19 protein-coding genes are annotated in these 23,967 nt (G+C 73.8%); 8 read left to right on the forward strand and 11 right to left on the reverse strand.

What is annotated here, in order from left to right; genetic code table 11:
- Positions 1–9: 9 nt before the first annotated feature.
- From pruA to ACIOFR_RS20495, 4 genes are all read right to left on the reverse strand, one after another.
- Entirely contained in the window at positions 10–1,635 is a 1,626-nt protein-coding gene (pruA, locus tag ACIOFR_RS20480) for an L-glutamate gamma-semialdehyde dehydrogenase (protein ID WP_400999221.1), read from the reverse strand.
- A 135-nt stretch (positions 1,636–1,770) separates the two neighbouring features.
- Positions 1,771–2,427, reverse strand: coding sequence for an HAD family hydrolase (locus ACIOFR_RS20485; RefSeq protein ID WP_400999173.1), 657 nt, complete (start codon positions 2,425–2,427; stop codon positions 1,771–1,773).
- 50 nt (positions 2,428–2,477) lie between these two features.
- Positions 2,478–2,987 carry a DUF6912 family protein gene (locus tag ACIOFR_RS20490; RefSeq protein WP_400999175.1) on the reverse strand — a complete coding sequence of 170 codons (510 nt, stop codon included), beginning with the start codon at positions 2,985–2,987 and terminating at the stop codon, positions 2,478–2,480.
- Positions 2,988–3,092: 105 nt separating this feature from the next.
- On the reverse strand, positions 3,093–4,178 hold the full coding sequence (locus ACIOFR_RS20495) for a patatin-like phospholipase family protein (protein WP_400999177.1): 1,086 nt from the start codon (positions 4,176–4,178) through the stop codon (positions 3,093–3,095).
- Between the two features lie 300 nt (positions 4,179–4,478).
- Between ACIOFR_RS20495 and ACIOFR_RS20500 the strand changes: the two genes are divergently transcribed.
- On the forward strand, positions 4,479–5,081 hold the full coding sequence (locus ACIOFR_RS20500; RefSeq protein ID WP_400999179.1) for an Rv3235 family protein: 603 nt from the start codon (positions 4,479–4,481) through the stop codon (positions 5,079–5,081).
- A gap of 109 nt (positions 5,082–5,190) precedes the next feature.
- On the opposite strand, the gene secA is transcribed toward ACIOFR_RS20500, so the two are convergent.
- Complete coding sequence (gene secA / locus ACIOFR_RS20505; protein ID WP_400999181.1) at positions 5,191–7,947, reverse strand: preprotein translocase subunit SecA; 2,757 nt, start codon at positions 7,945–7,947, stop codon at positions 5,191–5,193.
- 282 nt (positions 7,948–8,229) lie between these two features.
- Between secA and ACIOFR_RS20510 the strand changes: the two genes are divergently transcribed.
- Entirely contained in the window at positions 8,230–9,384 is a 1,155-nt protein-coding gene (locus tag ACIOFR_RS20510) for a winged helix-turn-helix domain-containing protein (RefSeq protein WP_400999183.1), read from the forward strand.
- Positions 9,385–9,428: 44 nt separating this feature from the next.
- On the opposite strand, the gene ACIOFR_RS20515 is transcribed toward ACIOFR_RS20510, so the two are convergent.
- Together ACIOFR_RS20515 and hpf are read right to left on the reverse strand one after the other, a co-directional pair.
- On the reverse strand, positions 9,429–10,181 hold the full coding sequence (locus ACIOFR_RS20515) for a response regulator (RefSeq protein ID WP_400999185.1): 753 nt from the start codon (positions 10,179–10,181) through the stop codon (positions 9,429–9,431).
- 205 nt (positions 10,182–10,386) lie between these two features.
- Positions 10,387–11,079: a ribosome hibernation-promoting factor, HPF/YfiA family gene (gene hpf / locus ACIOFR_RS20520; protein ID WP_400999187.1), complete on the reverse strand. Its 693-nt coding sequence runs from the start codon at positions 11,077–11,079 to the stop codon at positions 10,387–10,389.
- A 364-nt stretch (positions 11,080–11,443) separates the two neighbouring features.
- On the opposite strand from hpf, the gene ACIOFR_RS20525 reads away from it, so the two are divergent.
- Positions 11,444–12,229 (forward strand): ComF family protein, encoded by a 786-nt coding sequence (locus tag ACIOFR_RS20525; protein ID WP_400999189.1) that lies wholly within the window; start codon positions 11,444–11,446, stop codon positions 12,227–12,229.
- Here the strand turns inward: ACIOFR_RS20525 and ACIOFR_RS20530 are convergent.
- The 3 genes from ACIOFR_RS20530 to mtrA are packed head-to-tail and all read right to left on the reverse strand — an operon-like array spanning position 12,217 to position 16,893.
- Positions 12,217–14,097 (reverse strand): LpqB family beta-propeller domain-containing protein, encoded by a 1,881-nt coding sequence (locus tag ACIOFR_RS20530; protein WP_400999191.1) that lies wholly within the window; start codon positions 14,095–14,097, stop codon positions 12,217–12,219. The two genes, ACIOFR_RS20525 and ACIOFR_RS20530, sit on opposite strands and share 13 nt — an antisense overlap.
- Positions 14,069–16,213, reverse strand: coding sequence for an MtrAB system histidine kinase MtrB (gene mtrB / locus ACIOFR_RS20535; protein ID WP_400999193.1), 2,145 nt, complete (start codon positions 16,211–16,213; stop codon positions 14,069–14,071). The genes ACIOFR_RS20530 and mtrB overlap by 29 nt, the downstream gene beginning before the upstream one ends.
- 2 nt (positions 16,214–16,215) lie before the next feature.
- Complete coding sequence (gene mtrA / locus ACIOFR_RS20540; protein WP_030459579.1) at positions 16,216–16,893, reverse strand: MtrAB system response regulator MtrA; 678 nt, start codon at positions 16,891–16,893, stop codon at positions 16,216–16,218.
- A 262-nt stretch (positions 16,894–17,155) separates the two neighbouring features.
- Between mtrA and ACIOFR_RS20545 the strand changes: the two genes are divergently transcribed.
- From ACIOFR_RS20545 to ACIOFR_RS20565, 5 genes are read left to right on the forward strand one after another with little or no spacing between them, the layout of a single operon-like run.
- Positions 17,156–18,484 carry a hypothetical protein gene (locus ACIOFR_RS20545; RefSeq protein ID WP_400999195.1) on the forward strand — a complete coding sequence of 443 codons (1,329 nt, stop codon included), beginning with the start codon at positions 17,156–17,158 and terminating at the stop codon, positions 18,482–18,484.
- Between the two features lie 5 nt (positions 18,485–18,489).
- The gene (locus ACIOFR_RS20550; protein WP_400999197.1) at positions 18,490–19,158 is read left to right on the forward strand and encodes a DUF4129 domain-containing protein; all 669 of its coding nucleotides are present in this window, start codon (positions 18,490–18,492) and stop codon (positions 19,156–19,158) included.
- Positions 19,155–20,426, forward strand: a complete 1,272-nt coding sequence (locus tag ACIOFR_RS20555; RefSeq protein WP_400999199.1) for a DUF4350 domain-containing protein — start codon at positions 19,155–19,157, stop codon at positions 20,424–20,426. The genes ACIOFR_RS20550 and ACIOFR_RS20555 overlap by 4 nt, the downstream gene beginning before the upstream one ends.
- Positions 20,427–20,467: 41 nt before the next feature.
- On the forward strand, positions 20,468–21,460 hold the full coding sequence (locus ACIOFR_RS20560) for an AAA family ATPase (RefSeq protein WP_400999223.1): 993 nt from the start codon (positions 20,468–20,470) through the stop codon (positions 21,458–21,460).
- A gap of 37 nt (positions 21,461–21,497) precedes the next feature.
- Positions 21,498–22,808, forward strand: coding sequence for a DUF58 domain-containing protein (locus tag ACIOFR_RS20565; protein WP_400999201.1), 1,311 nt, complete (start codon positions 21,498–21,500; stop codon positions 22,806–22,808).
- Here the strand turns inward: ACIOFR_RS20565 and ACIOFR_RS20570 are convergent.
- Entirely contained in the window at positions 22,775–23,779 is a 1,005-nt protein-coding gene (locus ACIOFR_RS20570; RefSeq protein WP_400999203.1) for an IS4 family transposase, read from the reverse strand. The two genes, ACIOFR_RS20565 and ACIOFR_RS20570, sit on opposite strands and share 34 nt — an antisense overlap.
- Between the last annotated feature and the right edge of the window lie 188 nt (positions 23,780–23,967).

The raw sequence follows: 23,967 nt of genomic DNA on the forward strand, positions 1-23,967 counted from the left end.
GGCCTGCCGTCAGCCCATGTGCGGGTAGCGGTGGTCGGTCGGCGGGACGAAGGTCTCCTTGATCGACCGGGCCGAGGTCCAGCGCAGCAGGTTCTGCGCCGCGCCCGCCTTGTCGTTGGTGCCGGAGGCCCGGCCGCCGCCGAACGGCTGCTGGCCGACCACCGCACCGGTGGGCTTGTCGTTGACGTAGAAGTTGCCCGCCGTGAACCGCAGCCGCTCCACCGCCTGCGCGATCGCGTAGCGGTCCTGCGCGACGACCGCCCCGGTCAGCCCGTACGGCGCCCCGGCGTCCACCCGGTCCAGCACGTCCGGCCACCGGGCGTCCTCGTAGAGCTGCACGGACAGGATCGGGCCGAAGTACTCGGTCCGGAAGATCTCGTTGCGCTGGTCGGCGGAGAGCAGCACGGTCGGCCGGACGAACCAGCCGATGGCGTCGTCGTACTGCCCGCCGGCGACCAGCTCCACCCCCGGGTCCCGCCGGGCCCGCTCGATCGCGGTCCGGTTCTTCTCGTACGCCCTGGCGTCGATCAGCGCGCCCATGAAGTTGCTCAGGTCGGTGACGTCGCCGACGGTCAGCGCGTCGACCTCGGCCAGGAACTCGTCCTTGATCCGCTGCCAGAGGCCGCGCGGCAGGTACGCCCGGGAGAGCGCCGAGCACTTCTGGCCCTGGTACTCGAACGCGCCCCGGACCAGCGCCGTCCGCAGGACCGCGGGGTCGGCGGAGGGGTGCGCGACCAGGAAGTTCTTGCCCCCGGTCTCGCCGACGATCCGCGGGTAGCTGCGGTAGGAGCCGATCGCGGCGCCCACGGTGCGCCACAGCGACTGGAAGGTCGCCGTCGAGCCGGTGAAGTGCAGGCCCGCCAGCGCCGGGCTGGCCAGGGCGACCTGGGACAGCGCGTGGCCGTCGCCGGTCACCATGTTGATCACCCCGGGCGGCAGGCCGGCCGCCTCCAGCAGCCGCATCAGGTAGTGCGCGGAGAGCGTCTGGGTGGGTGCCGGCTTCCACACCACGGTGTTGCCCATCAGCGCCGGGGCGGTGGGCAGGTTGCCGGCGATGGCGGTGAAGTTGAACGGGGTGATCGCGTAGACGAAGCCCTCCAGCGGCCGGTGGTCGGTCCGGTTCCACACCCCGGGCGAGGACTGCGGCTGGTCGGCCAGCAGCTGCCGGGCGAAGTGCACGTTGAAGCGCCAGAAGTCGGCCAGCTCGCACGGCGCGTCGATCTCGGCCTGCTGGACGGTCTTGGACTGGCCGAGCATGGTCGCCGCCGCGAGCGTCTCCCGCCACGGGCCGGACAGCAGGTCCGCGGCGCGCAGGAAGACCGCGGCCCGGTCGTCGAAGGAGAGCGCTCGCCACCGGGCGCCGGCGGCGAGCGCGGCGTCAACGGCCAGCTGGGCGTCCTGGTGGGTGGCGTTGCCGAGCACCCCGAGCCGGGCCGCGTGGTGGTGCGGCTGGACGACCTCGATCCGGTCCCCGCCGCCGAACCGCAGCTCGCCGGCGATGGTCATCGGCAGCGGGATCTGCTCGGCGGCCAGCTCGTCCAGCTTCCGTTCCAGCCGGTCGCGCTCGGGGCTGCCGGGCGCGTAGCCGTGCACCGGCTCGTTGACGGGGGTCGGGACCTGGGTCACTGCGTCGATCGGCACGGTCGCTCCACGGGATCCGGATGGCTGGCGATGGTTGGTGCCGTTCCAGCCTGACCATCCACCGCCGCCCGGTCCGGGGCGACACGCGCGGCCGGGCGATCCGCCCGGGAGCCGCCGCGGCCCGTCCGGTCAGGCCGCGAGCTCCGCCGCCAGCTCGACCGCCTCCGCCAGACTGTCCACCACCGGGACCCCGACCTCCTCCAGCTTCGCCCTGGTGTGCGACCCGCCGCTGTACAGCACGGCGTGCAGCCCCCACTCCAGCGCGGCCTGCGCGTCGTCCGCCGCGTCGCCGATCAGCACCGTGTGCCGCAGCGAGACGTCCGGGCCGAGCGCCTCCAGGTGCCGGGCCAGGTGGCCGGCCTTGCGCCCGCCGGAGGCGCCGGTACGGCCGTCCACCCGCAGGAACTCGCCGAGCAGCCCGAAGCCCTCCACCACCGGCACCAGCCGCTCGTGCTCGTACATCGACAGCAGCGACTGGCTGCGGCCCGCCGCCCGCCAGCCGCCGAGCAGCCCGGGCACGCCCTCGGTCAGCCCGCAGGCGGTGCTGAGCTCGGCGTAGCGGTCGTGGAAGACGTCGTCCAGCGCCTCCCACTCGGCCCGGCTCGGGTCCCGGCCGAGGATGCGCCGGTAGAAGCGCGGGATCGGGATCTCGTACATCTCCCGGTACCGCTCCAGGGTCAGCGGCGCGACGCCGAGCGTCGCGAAGGCCGCGTTGCTCGCGCCGAGCACCGCTTCCATGTCGTGAAAGAGGGTGCCGTTCCAGTCCCAGACGATGTGAGTGCGCACCCTGGAACGGTACCGGCCACCGCCGACGGTGCGGCGGGCAGGAGCCCTGCTCAGGCCAGCAGGCCGGGGATCTCCTGGGTCGCGAACCACAGCAGCTCGTGGTCCTCGGCGCCGCCCACCGTGAACTGCGCGTCCGCGTCGCCCTTGTCCGCCGCGGCGATCGCCAGCGCGGCCGCCGCCACGTCCGCCGCCACGTCCTGGTCGGCCACGTCGGCGTGCACCGCGGCCGCCTTCGCCAGCGGGACCGGGCCCTTCAGCACCACCCGTCCCAGCGAGGACTGGTCCTGGTACTCGTCCCCCGGGTACGGCGACACCGCCGAGTCGGCGACCTCCACGGCCACCACCACCCGGCGGCGCGGCGCTTCGGCGTCCCCGGCCAGCAGCCGCAGCGAGGACTCGGCGGCCCGGTTGAGCGCCGCGTACTCCAGCTCCTCCAGGTCGTCGCTGACGTACCACTCGCGCAGCGCGGGAGTCACCGCGTACGCGACCGCCTCGTCCAGCGCGCCCCCCGGGTGCGCCGCCGCCAGACCCTTCAACGTGGTGGGCACGTACACGCGCATCGGGAGCACCTTCCTCGAACGGTCCGCGGCCTGCTCACCGCGCCCCCAAGAATACGGCCCGCGTGATCACCCCGGTGCCGATCCGGCCCGCCGCCGCCACGGCCGTCAGCCGGCGACGGCGCCCAGGGCGGCCCGGCTGGTGCGCAGCGCCGACTCCAGCACCGGGCCGCGCCGGGCCGGGTCCATCATGTTCGGGCCCATCACCGCCAGGTCCGCCTGGGTCGGCGCCAGCAGCTGCACCCGGGTGCCCACCGCCCGCAGCTCCCGCACCTCGCGCAGCATCTGCCGGGTGACCGCCCGCCGGTAGCGGCTGAGCAACTGGGCCAGTACGCCGCGGGGCCGGTCCCGGGCACGCCACTCGCGCAGGGCCGCGACGGTGCCCCTGGCCGGCTCGGCCCGCCCGGCCGGGTGCAGCCGCACGCCCATCGGGGCCAGCACGTAGACCTCGTCGAGCCCCCGGCCGGCCATCAGGTCGGCGTTGGTCGCCGACCAGCAGCCGCCGTCCACGTACCGGCCGCCCGCGACCTCCACCGGCGCGAACCACCCCGGGATCGCGCAGGAGGCCATCACCGCCTCGGCCACCTCGGCCGCCGGCGCGCCCGGGTCGCCGAACGCCACCCGGCGGCCGGTGCGGTAGTCCACCGCCGCCACCCGCAGACCGCTGCCGGCCGGCCAGCCGCCGTCCCCCAGCAGCCCGCGGACCAGGTCCCCGATCGGTGCCACCGAGCCCCGGCCGGGCGGCACGGCGGCCGAGACCATGGTCAGGAACGGGTAGTCCCGCGGGTGCCGGACGGCGTCCCGCAACAGTCCCGGTGAGCCGATGCCGGCCCGCGGACGCGGCGGCGCCGCCCCGCCGACGGCGGTGTCGTAGTCGAAGTCGACGGCGGCCAGCGGCCCTTCGGTGACCGGTCGGCCCAGCTGGTGATCGCGCAGCTGACCGGGCTCGACACCCGCGGTCAGCAGGGCGCCCAGGATGGCACCGGCCGAGGTGCCCAGCAGCACCTCCGCACTGCCCGGCCGCCAGCCGGTGGCCTCCTCGACCGCGCACAGCGCACCGACCGTCCAGGCCGCGCCGAGCATCCCGCCACCGCCCAGCACCAGGCCGCGCCGCACCCCGTCCCCGGTGTGGGCCCGGCCCGCGGACGCGCGCTGACCGGCCGGCCGGCCGTCCCCCGTCGACACCTGGGTCACGCCGTGCCCTCCGCATCCTCGGAATCCGCTCCCCCGATACTGCGCCCTACCGGCAGGTAGGTCGGGCGGCGCAACGCCCCGTTCGCACCCTTCGCCCGTCCCCCTTCGGGCCACCCGGCCCTGCTCCGGGCGTCAACCGGCGCCCGCCGTGGCCCGCCGGCGCGGGCTGCGGAGCACGCTCCCGTCACCCGGATAGGTGACACCGGCGACCCCCGCCGGGGCGGGGCGCGCACGGCTTGCCGCGCTCTCCTCGCCCCCGGTACCAAGAGGCCCACCCGCCACACCCACGGGAGGTCCGCAGTGCTCGAAGCCACCGCCGTCACCACCGCCGCGCCGGACACCGCCGCACCAACCGCCACCGCGCCGCACCCCGGGCCCGTACGCACGGCGGGGCGGTCGCAGCCCGCACCCAGCATCCACCCGCTGGTGCACGCGACCGGCCGGCACCGCCCGCGCCGTCCCGTACGGCACCCGCATCCGATGCCCGCCCCGGGCACCCCGGGCACCCCGGGCACCGGCGCGGAGGGTGTGCGCGTCCCGCGCCACCCCCGGACAGCGTGCGCCCCCGCGCGCGGGGCGGGCCAGGGCGAACTCGCGAGCCGCTTCGCGCACCGCCTGGTCGAGGTGCTGACCGGGATCCGCCCGGTCGGCCAGTTGCAGCGGCACACCACGCTCAGGGGCTACCAGCAGATCGTCGCGCTGGTCCGCAGCGGCCCGCTGCGCCCGCGCGGCCGCGCCCCGCAGGCCAGGCTCGGCCGGGTGTACGACTCCGCGCCCGGCACCGGCGCCCTGGAGGTCTGCGTACGGGTGGAGTTCGGGCCGCGCCACCACATGGTCGCGTTCCGCCTGGAGCAGCACCGCGAGACCCGGCAGTGGCAGTGCGCGGCCGTGGAGGCCCGCTGACGGCCCCTCGACGAGGACGGCCCGCAGGACACCCGGGCCGGGAACGACGCCGGGGCGCCGCCCCCACCACGGTGGGAGCGGCGCCCCGGTGACGCCTGTGCGGGGCGGGTCAGGCCTTGCGGCGCCGACCGCCCTTGGCCGACTTGGCCGCCTTGCGACGCTCGGCGCGGGTCAGCCCGTCGCCGTCCTCCGGCGCGTGGTCGTCGAAGTCGCCCTCGACGACGCCACCGCCGATCTCGTCGGAGGGGGCGACGTAGTGCAGCTTCTTGCGCTGCGGCGCCTCCAGGCCCTTGGCCTTGATCTCCGGCCGGGCCTCCTTCTCCAGCGACAGGGACACGTCCGCGTCGGAGACCGGCACCTCCTCGACCTGCTGGTCGACCTGGACCTCCAGGTTGAACAGGTAGCCGACCGACTCCTCCTTGATGCCCTCCATCATCGCGGAGAACAGGTCGAAGCCCTCGCGCTGGTACTCGACCAGCGGGTCGCGCTGGGCGTAGGCCCGCAGCGCGATGCCCTCCTGGAGGTAGTCCATCTCGTAGAGGTGCTCGCGCCAGCGGCGGTCCAGCACCGACAGCACCACGCGGCGCTCCAGCTCGCGCATGATCTGCTCGCCGAGCTGGTCCTCGCGGGCGCCGTACTGGGACTGGACGTCCTCCTGGAGCACCTTGGTCAGGAAGTCCGGGGTGAGCGCGGCGGGGCCGCCGGCCTCCTCCTCCAGCTCCTCCAGGTCGAGGGTGACCGGGTAGAGCTGCTTGAGGGCGGTCCACAGCTTGTCGAGGTCCCAGTCGTCCTCGAAGCCCTCACCGGTCGCGGCGGCGACGTAGGCCGCGACGGTGTCGTCCATGAAGTGGCCGATCTGCTCCTGGAGGTCCTCGCCCTCCAGGACGCGCCGGCGCTCGGTGTAGATGACCTCGCGCTGGCGGTTGAGCACCTCGTCGTACTTCAGGACGTTCTTGCGGATCTCGAAGTTCTGCTGCTCGACCTGGGTCTGCGCGGAGGCGATCGCCCGGGTCACCATCTTCGACTCGATCGGCACGTCCTCGGGGACGTTCGCCATCGACAGCACGCGCTCGACCATGCCGGCCTTGAACAGCCGCATCAGGTCGTCACCGAGCGAGAGGTAGAAGCGGGACTCGCCCGGGTCGCCCTGACGGCCGGAGCGGCCGCGCAGCTGGTTGTCGATCCGGCGGGACTCGTGGCGCTCGGTGCCGAGGACGTACAGGCCGCCGGCCTCCTGGACCTCGGCCTCCTCGACCTTGACGGCCTCCTTGGCCTTCTCCAGCGCGCTCGGGAACGCGGCCTCGTAGTCCTCCGGGGTGTCCTCCGGGTTGAGCCCGCGCTGGGCCAGGTCCGCGGCGGCCAGGTACTCGGGGTTGCCGCCGAGCTTGATGTCGGTACCGCGGCCGGCCATGTTGGTGGCCACGGTGACCGCGCCCTTGCGGCCGGCCTGCGCGACGATCTGCGCCTCGCGCTCGTGGTGCTTGGCGTTCAGCACCTCGTGCGGGACGCCGCGCTTGCGCAGCTCCTGGGACAGGTACTCGGACTTCTCGACCGACACCGTGCCGACCAGCACCGGCTGGCCCTTCTGGTGCCGCTCCGCGATGTCCTCGACCACGGCGGCGAACTTGGCCGGCTCCGACTTGTAGATCAGGTCGGGCTGGTCGATCCGCAGCGGGGTCTTGTTGGTCGGGATCGGCACCACGCCGAGCTTGTAGATCTGGTGGAACTCGGCGGCCTCGGTGGTGCCGGTACCGGTCATGCCCGACAGCTTGGAGTACAGGCGGAAGAAGTTCTGCAGGGTGATGGTGGCCAGCGTCTGGTTCTCGTTCTGGACCTCCACCCCCTCCTTGGCCTCGATCGCCTGGTGCATGCCCTCGTTGTACCGGCGGCCGGCCAGCATGCGCCCGGTGTGCTCGTCGACGATCATGACTTCGCCGTTCATGACGACGTAGTCCTTGTCGTTCTTGTAGAGCTCCTTGGCCTTGATGGCGTTGTTCAGGAACCCGACGAGCGGGGTGTTCACCGACTCGTAGAGGTTGTCGATGCCCAGGTAGTCCTCGACCCGGGAGACGCCCTCCTCCAGCACGCCGACGGTGCGCTTCTTCTCGTCGACCTCGTAGTCGCGGTCGCGCTTGAGGCGCTGCACCAGCTTGGCGAAGTCGCTGTACCACTTGGTGGCCTGGTCCGCCGGACCGGAGATGATCAGCGGGGTACGGGCCTCGTCGATCAGGATCGAGTCGACCTCGTCGACGATCGCGAAGTTGTGGCCGCGCTGCACCAGCTCCTCCTGCGACCACGCCATGTTGTCGCGGAGGTAGTCGAAGCCGAACTCGTTGTTGGTGCCGTAGGTGATGTCCATGCCGTACTGGCGCTTGCGCTCGGCCGGCGACATGTTGGCGAGGATCACGCCGACCTCCAGGCCGAGGAAGCGGTGCACCCGGCCCATCCACTCCGAGTCGCGCTCGGCGAGGTAGTCGTTGACCGTGATCAGGTGCACGCCCTCGCCGGTCAGCGCGTTCAGGTACGCCGGCAGGGTGCCCACCAGGGTCTTGCCCTCACCGGTGCGCATCTCGGCGACGTGACCGAAGTGCAGGGCCGCGCCACCCATCAGCTGGACGTCGTAGTGACGCTGCCCGAGCACGCGCTTGGACGCCTCGCGGACGGTGGCGAAGGCCTCGGGAAGAAGGTCGTCCAGCGTCTCGCCGTCGGCCAGTCGGGACTTGTACTCGTCGGTCAGCGCCCGCAGTTCGTCGTCGGTGAGGTTGACGAAGTCCTCTTCGATCGAATTGACCTGGGCAGCAATCCGCTGCAGCTTGCGAAGGGTCTTACCCTCGCCGGCGCGCAGGATCTTGTCGAAGACGGACACTTGGGCGGGCTCCTTGCCTGGATCGGCTCTGGACTACAGCACGGCGAGACCTACCCCACCGTACGGTCATCGTATGCGAGGACGACAAGACGTCGGGAGGTGCGTCAGCACGGTATTCACGTGTCACCCACGCGGGCAAAGCACCTATTGGCGTCACCGCCGGGGCAAAACGGTCAGCCGCACGGTTCTCCGTGCACTGCTCAACCGTCGACGGGCCCGAAGGGTTCCCCTCCTTCCTCCCGCGGCCGCCGGCTGTCAGTGCCTGCCCCTACCCTGCCCGGCATGACCGCCCTGAGCCTCTCCGCCGACCAGGCCCGACTGATCGCCCTCCGCGCCCAGGGCCTGCTGGGCGCCCCGGACCGCCGAGCGGGCGTCCGCGGCGTGCTGCGCCACCTCGGCGCCGTCCAGTTGGACACCATCTCGGTGCTGGCCCGCTCGCACGAGCTGGTCCCGTACGCGCGGCTGGGCGCGGTCGGCCGCCCGGCCGTGGAGAGCGCCTACTGGGGGGCGGCCGCCACGTTCGAGTACTGGTCGCACGCCGCCTGCATCCTGCCGGTGGAGGAGTGGCCGCTCTTCGCGTTCCGCCGCCGCGCCTACCGCGCCCGGGGGAACCTCTGGGGCCACCAGGTCTCGCCGGAGACGTACCGGCAGGTGCTCGACCAACTGCGTGCCGAGGGCCCGCTGACCTCGACCGAGCTGGGCGGCGCCAAGCGGACCGCCGAGTGGTGGGACTGGTCCGACACGAAGATCGCGGTCGAGCGCGCGCTCTCCTTCGGCGACGTGGTCTGCACCGAGCGCCGCGGCTGGAAGCGGGTCTACCGGCTGGCCGAACAGGCCGTCCCGGACGCGCTGTTCGGGCAGGAGCCCACCGACGCGGAGTGCCTGCGGCAGCTGGTCGCCCAGGCCGGCGCCGCGCTCGGGGTGGCCACCCGGGCCGATCTGATGGACTACCACCGGCTCAAGGCCGCGCAGTTCGACCGGGTGGTGGACGAATCGGGCCTGGTCCCGGTCGAGGTGGCCGGCTGGGCCGCGCCCGCCTGGGCCGACCCGGCGGCGCTGGAGTCCGCCCCGCGCGGCCGGCACCGCACCACCCTGCTGTCGCCGTTCGACTCCCTGGTCTGGGACCGCGCCCGCACCGAGCGGATCTTCGGCATGACGCACCGCCTGGAGGCGTACACCCCCAAACACAAGAGGGTGCACGGGTACTTCGCGATGCCGCTGCTGGCCGGGGGCCGACTGGTCGGCCGGGTCGATCCGGCCCGCGAGGGACGGACCCTGGTGGCCCGTCAGGTCTCGCTGGCCGCGCCCAAGCACCTCGGCGCGCTGGCCGCCGCGCTGCGCGAGGCCGCCGAGTGGGTCGGCTGCGACGCCGTCCGGGTGGAGGCGCTGGACGACGAGCGGCTGCGGCCCGCCCTGCGGGCCCTGCTGGACGGCTGAGCGAACGGGACGGTCGGGCGGGAGCGGCCCAACGGCCGCCGGGCTCAGCCTATTTCGAGGATCTTCTCCCGCATCGCGTAGACCACGGCCTCCATCCTGGAGTGCAGCTGCAGCTTCTCCAGGATGTTCCGGACGTGGTTCTTCACGGTGTTCTCGCTGATGAACAGCTCCTTGGCGATCTCCCGGTTGTTCATCCCGGTGGCCACCAGCTTGAGCACCTCCAGCTCCCGGTCGGTCAGCCGGGGCGCGGGGACCAGCTCCCGGTCGTCCGAGCGGCGCTGGATCATCGACTTGAACTCGGTGAGCAGCTTGGAGGCCATCGAGGGGCTGATCTGGGACTGCCCGTCCGCCACGGCCCGGATCGCGGTCGCGACCTCGTCGGTGGAGATCTCCTTGAGCAGGTAGCCGGTGGCACCCGCCTTGATCGCCTCGTAGAGGTCGGCCTCCTCGTCGCTTATCGTCAGCATGATGATCTTGGCGCTGGGGACCACGTCCTTGATCGCGGTACAGGCCTCGATCCCGCTGCGACGCGGCATCCTGACGTCCATGAGGATGATGTCCGGCAGCAGGTCGGCCGCCTTCAGCACGGCCTCGGCGCCGTCGCCGGCCTCCCCGATGACCGTGATGTCCTCCTCCTCGGCCAGCACGATCTCCAGGCCTCGGCGGAACAGTGCGTGGTCGTCCACCACCAGGACCCGGATCGGCTCGGTACGGCGCAGCGCGTACTCGGGCTCGTCGCCCTCGCCGCGCCCGCCCCCCCGGCCGCCCCCCACACCCTGGCTGAATGGCTCGCCCATCCGCTCCTCCCCCCGGCCGCCGGTCGATGTCGTGCTCAATCATTCCACGGCGGTGAACCCCTCGATCACCCTCCGCCGTCGCACGGCCCAGCTGGGTTACCCCGGCGGCCACGGCCGCCGGGGTCACCGGTCAGATCTGTCTGGCGAGTTGTCCCGGGCGCCTCAGGGTGGCGGCCCCGGGTCCACCGGGCCGGTCGACGGCCCGTCAGTCCTCGTCCGGCCCACCGATGGCGCCGCCTGCGCCGCCGGCGTCACCCCGGGCGTTGTGGTCCTCCTTGAGGTGGATCACACCGTAGTGGTAGCCGTGCCGGCGGTAGACCACGCTCGGCAGGCCGCTGTCCTTCTCCACGAACAGGTAGAAGTCGTGGCCGACGAGCTCCATCTCGTACAACGCCTGGTCCAGCGACATCGGGCCGGCGGGGTGCGTCTTCTCCCGGACGACGAGCGGACCGTCGCCCTCCACCTCCAGCGATCCCATCTTGGTCTTGCGCACCGCCCCGTTGGCGCCGCTCTCGGGTCGCGAGGTCTCGGGGAGGGCCGCCAGTGCGGCCGTCGCCTCCGCGACGCTGATCGGGGTGCGGCCGTTGCCGCCCTTGTGCACACGGCGGCGGTCGGCGGACTTGCGCAGCTGCGCGTCCAGCTTCGCCGAGGCCAGGTCGAGGGCCGCGTAGGGGTCGGCCGCGGCGGCCTCGGCCCGGATCACCGGGCCACGGGTACGGAGGGTGATCTCGACCCGCTCGGAGCGGTCGGCCTGGCGCGGGTTGTGTTCCTTGGACACCTCGACGTCGAGGCTGATCACCTTGCCGTCAAACTTCTGGACCTTCTCCAGCTTCTCGGCCACGTGCTCGCGGAACCTCTTGGGCACCTCGGTCTTGCGGCCCTTGACGACGATGTCCACGCAGAACTCCGATCCCTTGTGCTGTCGCCGATCCGGAGTGCATACCGGACCGGACTGAGTCCCAGCCGGACCAGCCGATCAGTCACCGGCCCCGGCGTCGCCGGGAACGGCGAGCGCGACTGGCCCTCACCTCACTTCCTCCCCACCAGGAGCGCTTGAAACCCCCTCTGGCCTTATGAGACACCTCACCAGGGGATTTCGCCTCCCCAGTCGACCAACGTAACGAGGCGGACCTGGCAGTACGGCTGTCCCTTCTGTTTACCCTCCTACGGGTGAAAGGTGAGTAAACACCTGGACAACACCGCCAGGGTGGTCAACCGTATGGCGCACATCGCATCTCCGCTACCCCTCCGGAGGCGCCGATATGCCCGCTCTGTCCACACCGGCCCTCGACCGCCTCGGTCTGCTGGACCTCCTGCTCCCCGCCGTCTGCGCCGGCTGCCGGGGCGGGCCGGGGCTGCTCTGCCCGGGCTGCCGCGGGGCCCTGGCCGCCGCCCGGCCGGGGCCCGCAGGCCCGCGGCCCGCACCACCGGGGCTGCCCCCGCTGCACGCCGCCGGACCGTACGCGGAGCCGCTGCGCAGCCTGCTGATCGCCCACAAGGAGCGCGGCGCGCTGCGCCTCGCCGGGCCGCTCGGCGGGCTGCTGGCCGAAGCGGTGCGGTCGGCCGTCGACGGCGCCGGGCCGGTCCTGCTGGTGCCGGTGCCCTCCACCCGGGGATCGGTCCGCGCCCGCGGCCACGATCCGATGCTGCGGCTGGCCCGCGCGGCCGCCCACGCGCTGCGCCGCACCGGCCTGCGCGCCGGGGTCGCCCCGGTACTGCGCCAGACCCGCCGGGTGGCGGACCAGGCCGGGCTGGACGCGGACGCGCGGCGGCGCAACCTCGCCGGGGCACTGGCCGTCCCGGCCCGGTCGGCGCGGCGGCTGCGGGCGGCCGGGCCGACGGGCGGTGCCGGGGGGCCGGTCGGTGCCGGGCGCCCGGCGCAGTCCCACCGTCTGGTCCTGGTCGACGACCTGGTCACCACCGGTGCGAGCCTGGCCGAGGCGGCCCGGGCACTGGCAGCCGCGGGCCTGGCGCCGTGCGCGGCCGCCACGGTGGCCGCGGTCGCCCGGCGGCCCGCCGCCACCCCCGCCCGGCGTCAGCCCGGGTAGGAGAACGACAGGGCCGGGTGCTGCTGGGGGACGGACACCTCGCGCCACTGGGTGCCCTGCAGCCGGTAGATGTGGTGGTCCGAGACGGCCAGGACCGGCGGCACGGTGTCGCCCACCCGGCTCTCGGTGGCCGAGACCGAGGTCATCGACTCGCCGCCCTGGAGCGGTGAGTCGCTGCTCTGCGAGCCGTCGGTGCCCAGGTAGTGCAGTTGCTGGAGCTTCTCCTTCTCGCGGCCGAGCACCAGCAGTTGGTCGGTGTCCGCCCAGGACACGGCGGTGACCTCGGTGAGCAGCGGAGCGATCGGCCGCAGGCCCGAGATCTCCGCCAGCGGCGCGGTCGGGGTGCCGCGGTGGGTCAGCAGGCCGAGCTCCACGGTGCGGGCGTTGTCCTTGGGGTTGCTGAGCACCAGGGCGACCCGGGTGCCGTCCGAGGAGACCCTCAGGGCCTGCACCGTGCGCCCGTTCAGCCCGTGCACGTCGACGGTGTAGGAGGCGGCTCCGCGGACCATCACCACCCGGCGGCTCGCGGGGTCGCGGTCGACCAGCCAGAGGTCGCCCCGGCCGTCCCAGCTGGGCGAGGTCAGGCCCTGGTCGGGCTGCGGCGCCCGGCTGGTCAGCACCGGCGTGCCGATCTTGTCGTTGTCGCCCGTGCCGACCACCTGGAGGGACTTCCCGTCGGCGCCGATCACGGCCACCGCGCCCGCGTCCCGGCGGACCGCGAAGGTGCCGGGGCCGGTCCCGCCGGTCTGCCCGACCGGGGCCGCCTGGCCCAGCGGACCTGCCAGCGGGTGGCCCTGGTCGTCGCCGGACGAGACCATCATCTGGCCGGTCTCCAGCTGGTAGTACTGGTAAGCGCCGAAGCTGCCGGCCAGGCTGCCGGGGGCGACCCGGGCCGCCGCGTCGGCGCCGATGGTGCAGCCGCCCTTGACGCCGCTCAGGTCCAGCCGCTGGATCGGCGCCTTCCCCTGCTGGTCGGCCAGGGTGTGGTAGAGCTGCCCGGCCATCTGCTGGCACAGGTCGCTGCGGCCCGCGAAGTCCGGCACGTCCACCCTGACGGTGGCCGTCTTGCTGTCGCTGACGGTCACCGGGCCCACGATCCGGACCCCGTCGAAGGCCGAGTAGACGGCGGGCGCCAGCCAGGTGGACGGCCCGGCGGCCAGCGCCTTGGCCGCCGCCGTCAGCGGATCGATCCGCCGGCGCAGGTAGATCGGGTCGGGCACCAGCACCGACGCCGTCCGGGCGCGGTCCACCGACGGGTCGGTGAGGCCGAAGAAGTAGCGGTGGACGGCCCGGTAGCCGTTCTTGAAGGTGGTCTGGTTGGCGATCAGCCCGTCGGGGAGCCGGTCGATCCGCCACTCGCCCTTGTTGGCGCCCTCGGTCTCCTTGACGAAGGTGAAGGACTCCTGGAACCGCGCCCCGTCGGCGGCGGCCCGGTACGAGTGCTTGGCGTCCAGCCCGCCGACCAGGTCACCGGTGACCGAGACCTGGGTGATGGTGGAGCCCTCGGGCAGCGGCGAACCGGCCTTGTCGAGGTTGTCCAGCACCGAGACGCCGGCCTCCGGGTCCCACTTGGTACCGGCGGCCGCGGTCAGGTACTTCTTCGCGGTGCCGTAGTTGGCCTCGTCCGCGTTGGCGGCGTCCAGGAAGCCGGTGAGCAGGTCGACCGGGGACTCTCCCTTGTAGGGCGCCACCGGGTAGACCCGGACCTGGAGGTTCTCGGCACCGGCGCCCTGGGGTATCTCCACCCGCGAGGGCGGACCGCCCTCGGGCATGCCGATGCATCCGGTGGCCAGGAAGGCGAGGAGGGTCCCCCAGACGAGCGCGGCGGCCCGGCGCGGGTCAGTCCTCCGGCTGCGTGTCCTTCGCACCCTCAGTCCCCTCCTGCTCGCCGTCCTGGGGCCGTGCGCCCGGGACCTGCTGTGCCGCCGGCTTGCCCGCCGGCCGGTCCACCACCACCTGGGCGCCCGTCGCACCGTACCCTCCGGTGGCCGGACGGACGTCCGACGGGTCGGCCACCGGCGCCGCCGGGGCCCGGCCGAGGCCGGGGCCGATGCTGAGCACCCCGCCCAGCCCGCTGCCGAAACCGGTCGGACCGCCCTCGGGGGTCTCCGGGGTGTCCGAGAACGCGGCCAGCTCGGCGGAGGAGGTCAGCGCGGTGGCGCCCGCCGGGCGCTGCGAGCGCCGGTAGGGGGCGCCGGTGGCGGCCAGGCCGCGGTTGTGCCGGGAGTCCTCGGGCTCCAGCCGGAAGGGCGCCCGGACCAGCTCGCCGCCGCGGGTGCGCGGCAGGGTGAGCCGGAAGTGCGATCCGCCGCCGGGCTCGCCCCAGGCCTGGAGCCAGCCGCCGTGCAGGTGGGCGTCCTCGACCGCGATCGACAGGCCGAGGCCGGTGCCCCCGGTGGTCCGGACCCGGGACGGGTCGGCCCGCCAGAAGCGGTGGAACACCCGGGACGCCTCGCCCGGCTTGAGGCCGATGCCGTAGTCGCGGACGCCGACCGCGACCGCGCCCTCACCGGCGCCGAGCCGGATCACCACGTCGCGCCCCTCGCCGTGCTCCAGGGCGTTGACCACCAGGTTGCGCAGGATGCGCTCGATCCGCCGCGAGTCGACCTCGGTGACCACCGGGTTCTCCGCGCCGCGGATGATCACGGCGCTGCCCTTGGCCTGCGCCAGCGGGTCGGCGGCCTCCACCACCCGGGTCACGATGTCCCGCAGGTCGACCGGCTCGGCGTCGAGGATCGCGGCGCCGGCGTCGAAGCGGCTGATCTCCAGCAGATCGGCGAGCAGCGACTCGAACCGGTCCAGCTGCTCCTGGAGCAGCTCCGCCGAGCGCGCCGCCATCGGGTCGAGGTCGTCCCGGCTGTCGTAGATCAGGTCGGCGGCCATCCGGACGGTGGTGAGCGGGGTGCGCAGCTCGTGCGAGACGTCCGAGACGAACCGCCGCTGCACCCGGGAGAGCTCCTCCAGCTGCCGGATCTGCGCCTGGAGTCCGTTGGCCATCCGGTTGAACGAGTCGCCGAGCCGGGCGATGTCGTCGGTGCCGGTGACCTTCATCCGCTCCTCCAGGTGGCCCGCGGCCAGCCGCTCGGAGATCCCGGCGGCCATCCGCACCGGGGTCACGACCTGCCGGACCACCAGCCAGGCGATCCCACCGAGCAGCATCACCAGGAAGACGCCGGCGGTGGCCAGGGTGGTGACCACCAGGCCGAGGGTCTTGGTCTCCTGGTCGAGGGAGAAGACGTAGTACAGCTGGTACTCGGTGTTCGCCGGGTCGGGGCCGACGAACTGCTTGCCGATCACCAGGCCGCTCTCGTCGGAGGGGCCCGTCCCGTCGCCGCGGTGGATGATCGTGGTCTGCTCGTGCGGGATGTCCGGCTGCCGGGCGACGTCCTCCTGCAGCTGCTTGGAGATGCTGATCGGCAGGATGTCGCCGGAGTACCAGGCGCCGCGGAAATCCGCCTCGGAGCCGCTCGCCTCCTGCCCGGCCGAGGGCAGGATGGCGATCACCGAGTACACCCCGGCGCCTCCACTGGAGAGGTCGGTGACCTGCTTGATCAGCCAGGTCCCGATCTCCTCGCGGGCGGGATCGGCGTTGGCCCCGGCCTTGGCCTGGAGCTTCTTCGCCTCGTTGATCTTGTCCTGCTCGATCTGGAAGCCGCCGATGGCCTGGCCCTGCGCGGCGTGCCGCTTGGTCTCCAGCAGGCCGTTGCGGACCTGGGCCACCACGACCACGCCGAGCACCAGCACCACGGCGACCGACAGCAGCAGGGTGGCGGCGACCACCCGCACCTGGATCGACCGCCGGTAGACGGCTATCAGCCGGTTGAACGGGCGGCGGAACTGACGGGCCACCATCGCGAGCAGGGCCGCCGGGCCACGCCGCGGGCGGTGGCCCTGGGTGGTCGAGCTCAGCACGGCGCCGCGCACAGCAGCATCCCCGTCGGGGCCCATGCCCGACGGGGACTCGTCGGTCTCCCGGTCCCGCATCGTCAGCTGGGCCCCGCCTTGTAGCCGACGCCGCGGACCGTCACCACGATCTCGGGACGCTCCGGGTCCTTCTCGATCTTGGACCGGAGGCGCTGCACGTGGACGTTGACCAGCCGGGTGTCCGCCGCGTGGCGGTACCCCCAGACCTGCTCCAGCAGCACCTCACGGGTGAACACCTGCCAGGGCTTGCGGGCCAGCGCCACCAGCAGGTCGAACTCCAGCGGGGTGAGCGGGATGCCCCGGCCCTCCCGCTTGACCGAGTGGCCGGCCACGTCGATGACCAGGTCACCGATGGTCAGCTGCTCCGGCGTGGGCTCCTCCGCCCGGCGCAGGCGGGCCCGGACCCGGGCCACCAGCTCCTTGGGCTTGAACGGCTTGGTGACGTAGTCGTCGGCGCCGGACTCCAGGCCCACCACGATGTCGACCGTGTCGGTCTTCGCGGTGAGCATCACGATCGGAATGCCCGACTCCGCCCGGATCTGGCGGCAGACGTCGATGCCGTCCCTGCCGGGCAGCATCAGGTCGAGGAGGACGAGATCCGGCTTGGTCTCCCGGAAGGCGGCCAGCGCCTTGTCCCCATCAGCGACGAAAAACGGCTCAAAACCCTCACCACGCAGCACGATGCCGAGCATCTCGGCAAGTGCGGTGTCGTCATCAACGACGAGGACGCGTCCCTTCATGGCTCCATCTTCTCATTACCGGATTGTGACCTGACGCACAGCCGTGCCGGTCCATGGCTCCCGACCCCTTCGCAGATCGGGCAAAACACCCGAAATCGCGCAGCTCACAGGCGTCGGCCGGGCCGTTGTCGATCAGCAACGGGATACCTCTGGGGTGACCAGGCCCACCATGGCACGATGGGCGGCGCAGGAACAGTTTCCGGCCGGTAGCCGATCGATCTCCTGCCCGTTCCCGCGACCAGACGCCCTCCAAGGAGCAGTGATGACCGACAACCCGGGCTGGACCTCGCCCGGCTCGACCGAGCCGGCCGACGGGGCCCCGCCGCAGGCGGCCCGACCGGCCGCAGCACCGGGTCCGTCGGCGAGCACCGCACCGGAGGCACCCGCCTCACAGGGCACCGCACCGCAGGGCACCGCGGAGCAGCCCCCCGCACCGGACGCCCCCCGGGACATCCCGCCGCCCACCCAGTGGGGCGCCCCCGCGGCGCCCGGCCAGGGCGGCTACGGCGCTCCGGGCTACGGAGCTCCGGGCTACGGAGCAGGGCCCGGCTACGGCGCCGGCCCCGGCTGGGGCGCCGCCCAGCCCCCGTACGGCGGCCACCCGGGCTGGGGACCGCCTCCGAGCCCCAAGCCCGGCGTGATCCCGCTGCGCCCGCTCGGCGTCGGCGAACTGCTGGACGGCGCCTTCACCACCGTGCGCAAGTACTGGCGCACCGTCCTCCCGCTGTCCCTCGGCTTCGCCGCGTTCAGCCAGACCGTGCAGACCTCGCTGGACTGGTGGGCCCGGCAGTCCGGCGGCGGCCTGCCCGAGATGACCGCCGCACTGGTGCCGGCCGTCCTGGACCTGCTGCTCGGGATCATCGTCGGCGGCCTGCTGACGATCGTGGTCAGCAAGGGCGTGCTCGGCGCACCGGTGACGCTGCGCGAGGCCTGGCAGGGGGCCCGCCCCCAGCTCGGCCGGCTCGCCGGACTGACCTTCACGACGTTCCTGATCTTCGTCGGCGTGATGGCGGTCGCGGCCGTACCGCCGGTCCTGGTGCTGATCACCTCCGGCCCGAGCGAAGGCCTGGGTGCCCTGGCCGCGGTGATGATGCTCGCCGCCCTGGTGGTGATGGTCTGGCTGTGGATCCTGCTCAGCCTGGCCGCCCCCGCCCTGATGCTGGAGCGCCAGGGCGTGCTGACCGCGCTCAGCCGCTCCCGCCGGCTGGTCCGCGGCGCCTGGTGGCGCCTGTTCGGCATCAACCTGCTGACCAGCATCATCGTCGGCCTGATCGCCGGCGTCGCGGTCCTGCCGTTCGTCTTCCTCGCGTCCGTGTTCGGCAGCCCCGACGCCTTCGCCCGGTTCGCCGGTGAACGCGCCGTCGAGCTGAGCCTGCCCGCCATGATCATCATCGCGGTCGGCGGCACCGTGGTCGCCACCATCACCATCCCGATCAACGCCGCCATCAACGTGCTGCTCTACATCGACCGCCGGATCCGCCGCGAGGCCCTGGACATCGAGCTCGCCCGCGCCGCCGAGGCGACCGCGCCGCAGGCAGCCGGCTGGACGGCTCCGACCGTCCCCGGCCAGAGCACCCCGCCGGGAGCCTGACACCGATGCCGAACTGGGGGGAGGGCGTGCTGCTCGCGAGCGGCACACCCGTCACCGTGCCGCGCGACCCGGCCCGGGACGCCGCACGCGACGAACTGCTCAACCCGATCTACCACCGCAACGACCCCGGCCTGATCGAACGGATCCAGACCTGGCTCTCGGACCGGCTCGACGACCTGTTCTCCGGGGTGGGCTCCGCCACCGACAGCACCACCGGGGTGGTCCTGCTGCTGCTCATGGCCGCCGTGGCGGTGGCCGCGATCTGGTGGCGGCTCGGCGCCCCCCGCCGCCGCGCCCGCGGCACCACCCGGCTCTTCGAGGCCGACGGACCGCGCAGCGCCGCCCAGCACCGGGCGGCCGCCCGCGCCCACGCCGACGCCGGCGAGTGGTCCGAGGCCGTGCGCGAGCAGATGCGCGCCCTCGTACGGGCCCTGGAGGAGCGCACCCTGCTGGACATCCGCCCGGGCCGCACCGCCGACGAGGCGGCCGCCGAGGCCGGCCGGGCCCTGCCCGGGCACGCCGAGGCCCTCGCCGCCGCCGCCCGGAGCTTCGACGACATCGCGTACGGCGACCGAACCGCCGGGGCGGCCGACTACCAGTCCCTGGCCGAGCTCGACCGGGCCCTGGAAGCGACCCGCCCGACCCTCGCCCCGGCCGTCGGAGGCGCCGCATGACCACCGCACCCCCGCCCGCAGCCGCGATACCCACCGGGCCCGGGACCCCCGTCGATCCCGCGCCCCCGGCACCCGCCGCGCCGACCAGCCTGGCCCCCGGCGGCCGCCGGATCTGGCACCGCTCCCGCTGGTACCTGCTCGCCCTGGCCTTCCTGCTGTGCGTCGGCGTACTGCTCGGCGGGATCGGCCACGACAGCCCGTGGGCGCCGCTGGACCCGCGCTCCCCCGACCCCGAGGGCACCCGGGCCGCCGTCACCCTGCTCGGGCGCGAAGGCGTGGACGTCCGGACCGTCGAGGGCGAGTCCGCGCTCGCCGACGCCCTGCGCGAGCCCGCCACCACCGTCGTCCTCCCGCGGCCGGACCTGCTCAGCCGGGCCCAGCTCGCCCGCCTCGGCGCCGTCCCGCGCGGCAGCGGCAACCGGCTGGTCCTGATCGCCCCCCGGCAGACCGCCCTGGACGCGCTCGTCCCGGGCGTCACCGTGGTGACCGACCCCGACGGGATCCCCGGTGTCGCCGTGACGATCAGCACCGCACCCGGCTGTCGGCTCCCCGAGGCCGTCCGCGCGGGCAGCGCCGAGCTGGGCGGACTGCTCTACGACGCCGGCTCCGACGACGTCGGCTGCTACCCGCGGCACGGCCACCAGAGCCTCGTCCGGCACGCCGGGAGCGGCGACCGCGAGACCGTCGTCCTGGGCACCGCCCAGGCGCTCACCAACGACCGGCTGGACGAGGACGGCAACGCCGCGCTCGCCCTCGGCCTGCTCGGGTCGCACCAGCACCTGACCTGGTACCTGCCCGACTACAACGCCCCCGTGCCGCCGCCGGCCCACCGCAAGCAGTTCGAGGACTTCATCCCGTCCGGCTGGAACTGGGCCGCCCTCCAACTGCTCGTCGCGGCCGTCCTGGCGGCGTTCTGGCGCGGCCGCCGGCTCGGGCCGGTGGTCGACGAGCGGCTGCCGGTCGTGGTCCGGGCCACCGAGACCACCGAGGGCCGGGCCCGGCTCTACCACCGCGCCAAGGCCCGCGGCCGGGCCGCCGACGCGCTCCGCCGGGCCACCGCCCACCGGATCGCCCCCGTCCTCGGCGTCCCCGTGACCGCCGGCGAACCCGACCCCACGGCGCTCGCCGCGGCCGTCGCCGATCGCCTCGGCCGCCCCGCCGCCGACGTCCGGTCCCTGCTGTACGGCGGACCGCCCACCGACGACGCCGCACTGCTGCGGCTCACCGACGACCTCGACGCCCTGGAAAGGCAGGTACGACAGCCGTGACCGAGCAGCCCGCTGCCAGCACGTCCCTCAGCAAGGCCGACATCCCCGGTCCGGCACACTCCCCCGAGCCCCCCGCCGCACCCGCGGCGGACCCCCGCGCCGCCCTCACCGCCCTGCGCACCGAGATCGGCAAGGCCGTGGTCGGCCAGGACGCCGCCGTCACCGGCCTGGTGGTCGCCCTGCTCTGCGGCGGCCACGTCCTGCTCGAAGGCGTGCCCGGCGTCGCCAAGACCCTCCTGGTCCGCGCCCTGTCCACCGCGCTGAGCCTGGAGACCAAGCGGATCCAGTTCACCCCCGACCTGATGCCCGGCGACGTCACCGGCTCGCTGGTCTACGACGCCCGCACCGCGGAGTTCTCCTTCCAGCCCGGCCCGGTCTTCACCAACCTGCTGCTCGCGGACGAGATCAACCGCACCCCGCCGAAGACCCAGGCCTCGCTGCTGGAGGCCATGGAGGAGCGCCAGGTCACCGTCGACGGCGAACCGCGCAAACTCCCCGATCCCTTCCTGGTCGCCGCCACCCAGAACCCGGTCGAGTACGAGGGCACCTACCCGCTGCCCGAGGCCCAGCTCGACCGCTTCCTGCTCAAGCTGGTGCTGCCGCTGCCCACCCGCGACCAGGAGTTCCAGGTCCTGTCCCGGCACGCCAACGGCTTCGACCCGCGCGACCTGGCCGCCGCCGGGGTCCGCCCGGTCGCCGGCCCCGCCGACCTGGCCGCCGCCCGCGCGGAGATCGCCAAGCTCACCGTCTCCCCCGAGGTCCTCGCCTACATCGTCGACCTCTGCCGGGCCACCCGGCAGTCCCCGTCGCTGTCCGTCGGGGTCTCGCCCCGCGGCGCCACCGCCCTGCTCAACGCCTCCCGCGCCTGGGCCTGGCTGGCCGGCCGCGACTACGTCACCCCCGACGACGTCAAGGCCCTGGCGCTGCCCGCCCTGCGGCACCGCGTCCAGCTGCGCGCCGAGGCCGAGATGGAGGGCGTCACCGCCGACTCGGTGGTCCAGGCCGTCCTCGCCCAGACCCCCGCCCCGCGCTGACCCGGCCGTACCAGGATCCACCGAAGGAGTCCCGTCCATGGCCCTGACCGGCCGAACCGCCCTGCTGGCCGCGCTCGGCGCGCTCGTCGTGGGCCTGGTCCTGCCCTCCTGGGCCGGCATCGGCGCGGTCACCCTGCCGGTGCTCCTCGCGGTCCTCGTCGACCTCGTGCTCGCCGCTCCGGTCCGCGCCCTCCGCTTCGACCGGAGCGGCGACACCAGCGTCCGGCTCGGCGAGCACGCCGACGTCGAACTGACCCTCACCAACCCGTCCGGACGCCCGCTGCGCGCCCTGGTGCGGGACGCCTGGGCACCCTCCGCATGGCGCCCGGGCACGGCCGTCGCCGGCTCCCGGCACAGCCTCACGGTGCCGCCCGGCGAACGCCGCCGCCTCACCACCCGGCTCGCCCCCACCAGGCGCGGCGACCACCACGCCCACCGGGTGACGGTCCGTTCCCTCGGACCGCTCGGCCTGGCAGCCCGTCAGGGCTCCCACCGCGTCCCGTGGACGCTCCGCGCCCTCCCCCCGTTCGCCAGCCGCAAGCACCTGCCGTCGCGACTCGCCCGGCTGCGCGAACTCGACGGCCGCACGGCCGTCCTGATCCGCGGTCAGGGCACCGAGTTCGACTCCCTGCGCGAGTACCTCCCGGGCGACGACGTCCGCTCCATCGACTGGCGCGCGAGTGCCCGCCGCAACACCGTCGCCGTCCGCACCTGGCGCCCCGAACGCGATCGGCACGTCCTGCTCGTCCTCGACACCGGACGCACCTCGGCCGGCCGGGTCGGCGACGCCCCCCGCCTCGACGCCGCGCTCGACGCCGCCCTGCTGCTCACCGCCCTGGCCACCAAGGCCGGCGACCGGGTCGACCTGCTCGCCCACGACCTGCGCAAGCGCGGCAGCGTCCTCGGCCGCTCACCCTCCGACGTCCTGCCCGCGTTCACCAACGCCATGGCCACCCTGGAACCGGCCCTGCTGGAGACGGACCTGCGGGCCCTGGTGTCGAACTCGCTGCGCCTGGCCCCGCACCGCTCCCTGATCGTGCTGTTCACCGGCCTCGACGCCCGGCCCGTCGAGGAGGGACTCCTCCCGGTCCTGCCGCTGCTGACCAAGCGCCACGAGGTCGTCCTCGCCTCCGTCGCCGACCCCCGGCTGGACGAACTGGCCAGCACCCGCGGAACCGTCGAGGACGTCTACGCCGCCGCCGCGGCCGAACAGACCCGCGCCGACCGCCGCCGCACCGCCGAACGCCTCACCCGCCTCGGCGTCACCGTCCTCGACGCCCCACCGGCCGCGCTGCCCCCCGCCCTGGCCGACACCTACCTCGCACTCAAGGCGGCCGGCCGCCTCTGACCACCCGCTGCGCTTCCGGCGTGTTGCGAGTAGTGGACCAGCGGGTAGGCCCGGACTTCCTGGTGGACCAGGTCCGGGCTCGTGGAGCGCACCACCCTCCCCGGCCCGCGCAGGGGCCTCTTGACCTGCCCGTCCACGGCCTTCTCCGCCCATCTCCGGTGGTAGGCGCCGGCGAGTCCGGCAGCCGTCGCGGTGCCGGGGTCGGTGATGTTGGTGATCAGGCAGATCGGATCCTGCCCGCCGCGGTCGGGGAGGTCGTACTCCACGACCCGCACCACGTGGGCCGCAGCAGGGTCCGGCTCCACCCCCGACCCGGCTTCCTCCAGCAGCGCCTCGCGTTTCCGGCCCCGGATCGCGGGGTCGACCAGCGCCGACAGGTACGTACCGTCGGACAGGACCTCCAGGATCGGCAGCGACAGTTGCGTCGGTACTCGCCAGCACAGCGCGGCCCCCGTCCGTGCGGCGGTGCTGAACGTGGCGAAGCTGTAGAGACCGCGATCGGCCAGCAGCAGCCAGTCGCTGGAGATCGAGTTCAGCAGCGAGCCGGCCATCGCCCTCTCCCCGCGGGTCCACGGGCCGACCTCGGCGTCCACGAACGCGTGGGACCCGCACTCGGTCACGGCCACGACCCGGGCCTTGGGGAAGGCCGAGCGGGACTCCGCGTTGCCCGCGGTGCCGAACTCGACAGCGTTCTGCGGTGAGTCGGGCACATCGAGGGTGAAACCGTCGATGGCCATCAGCCGCCACTGCCGCAGCCATGCGCCCCGGGTCTCCTCGTCGGCTACGGGCTCGGCGACCCGGTAGAACGTCTCACGGAGCACATCACGGCCCAGCCGCTTGCGGGCCTGGGCGATCGCCGAGAAGGTGAGCGGTTCCCAGGCCGCATTCCAGACGCCGAACGCCGACAGTGCCCCGGTGACCTTCTCCAGGACCTCCTCGGCCCCGTCGTCGGCGAAGAGACACAGTGCCATGCGACCACCGGCCCGTCGCTGCTCCGGCCGCTCCTGCTGGTCCCGCCGATCCCGCCGGATGCGGCCGGATGCGGCCGGATCAGGTCCGGGAACGCGAAAAGCCCCTCCCGGGTGACCCGGGAGGGGCTTCTCTGAAAGATTGTTCGGCGGCGTCCTACTCTCCCACAGGGTCCCCCCTGCAGTACCAT

The sequence above is a fragment of the Kitasatospora sp. NPDC088346 genome (assembly GCF_044740765.1).
Taxonomy (GTDB): domain Bacteria; phylum Actinomycetota; class Actinomycetes; order Streptomycetales; family Streptomycetaceae; genus Kitasatospora.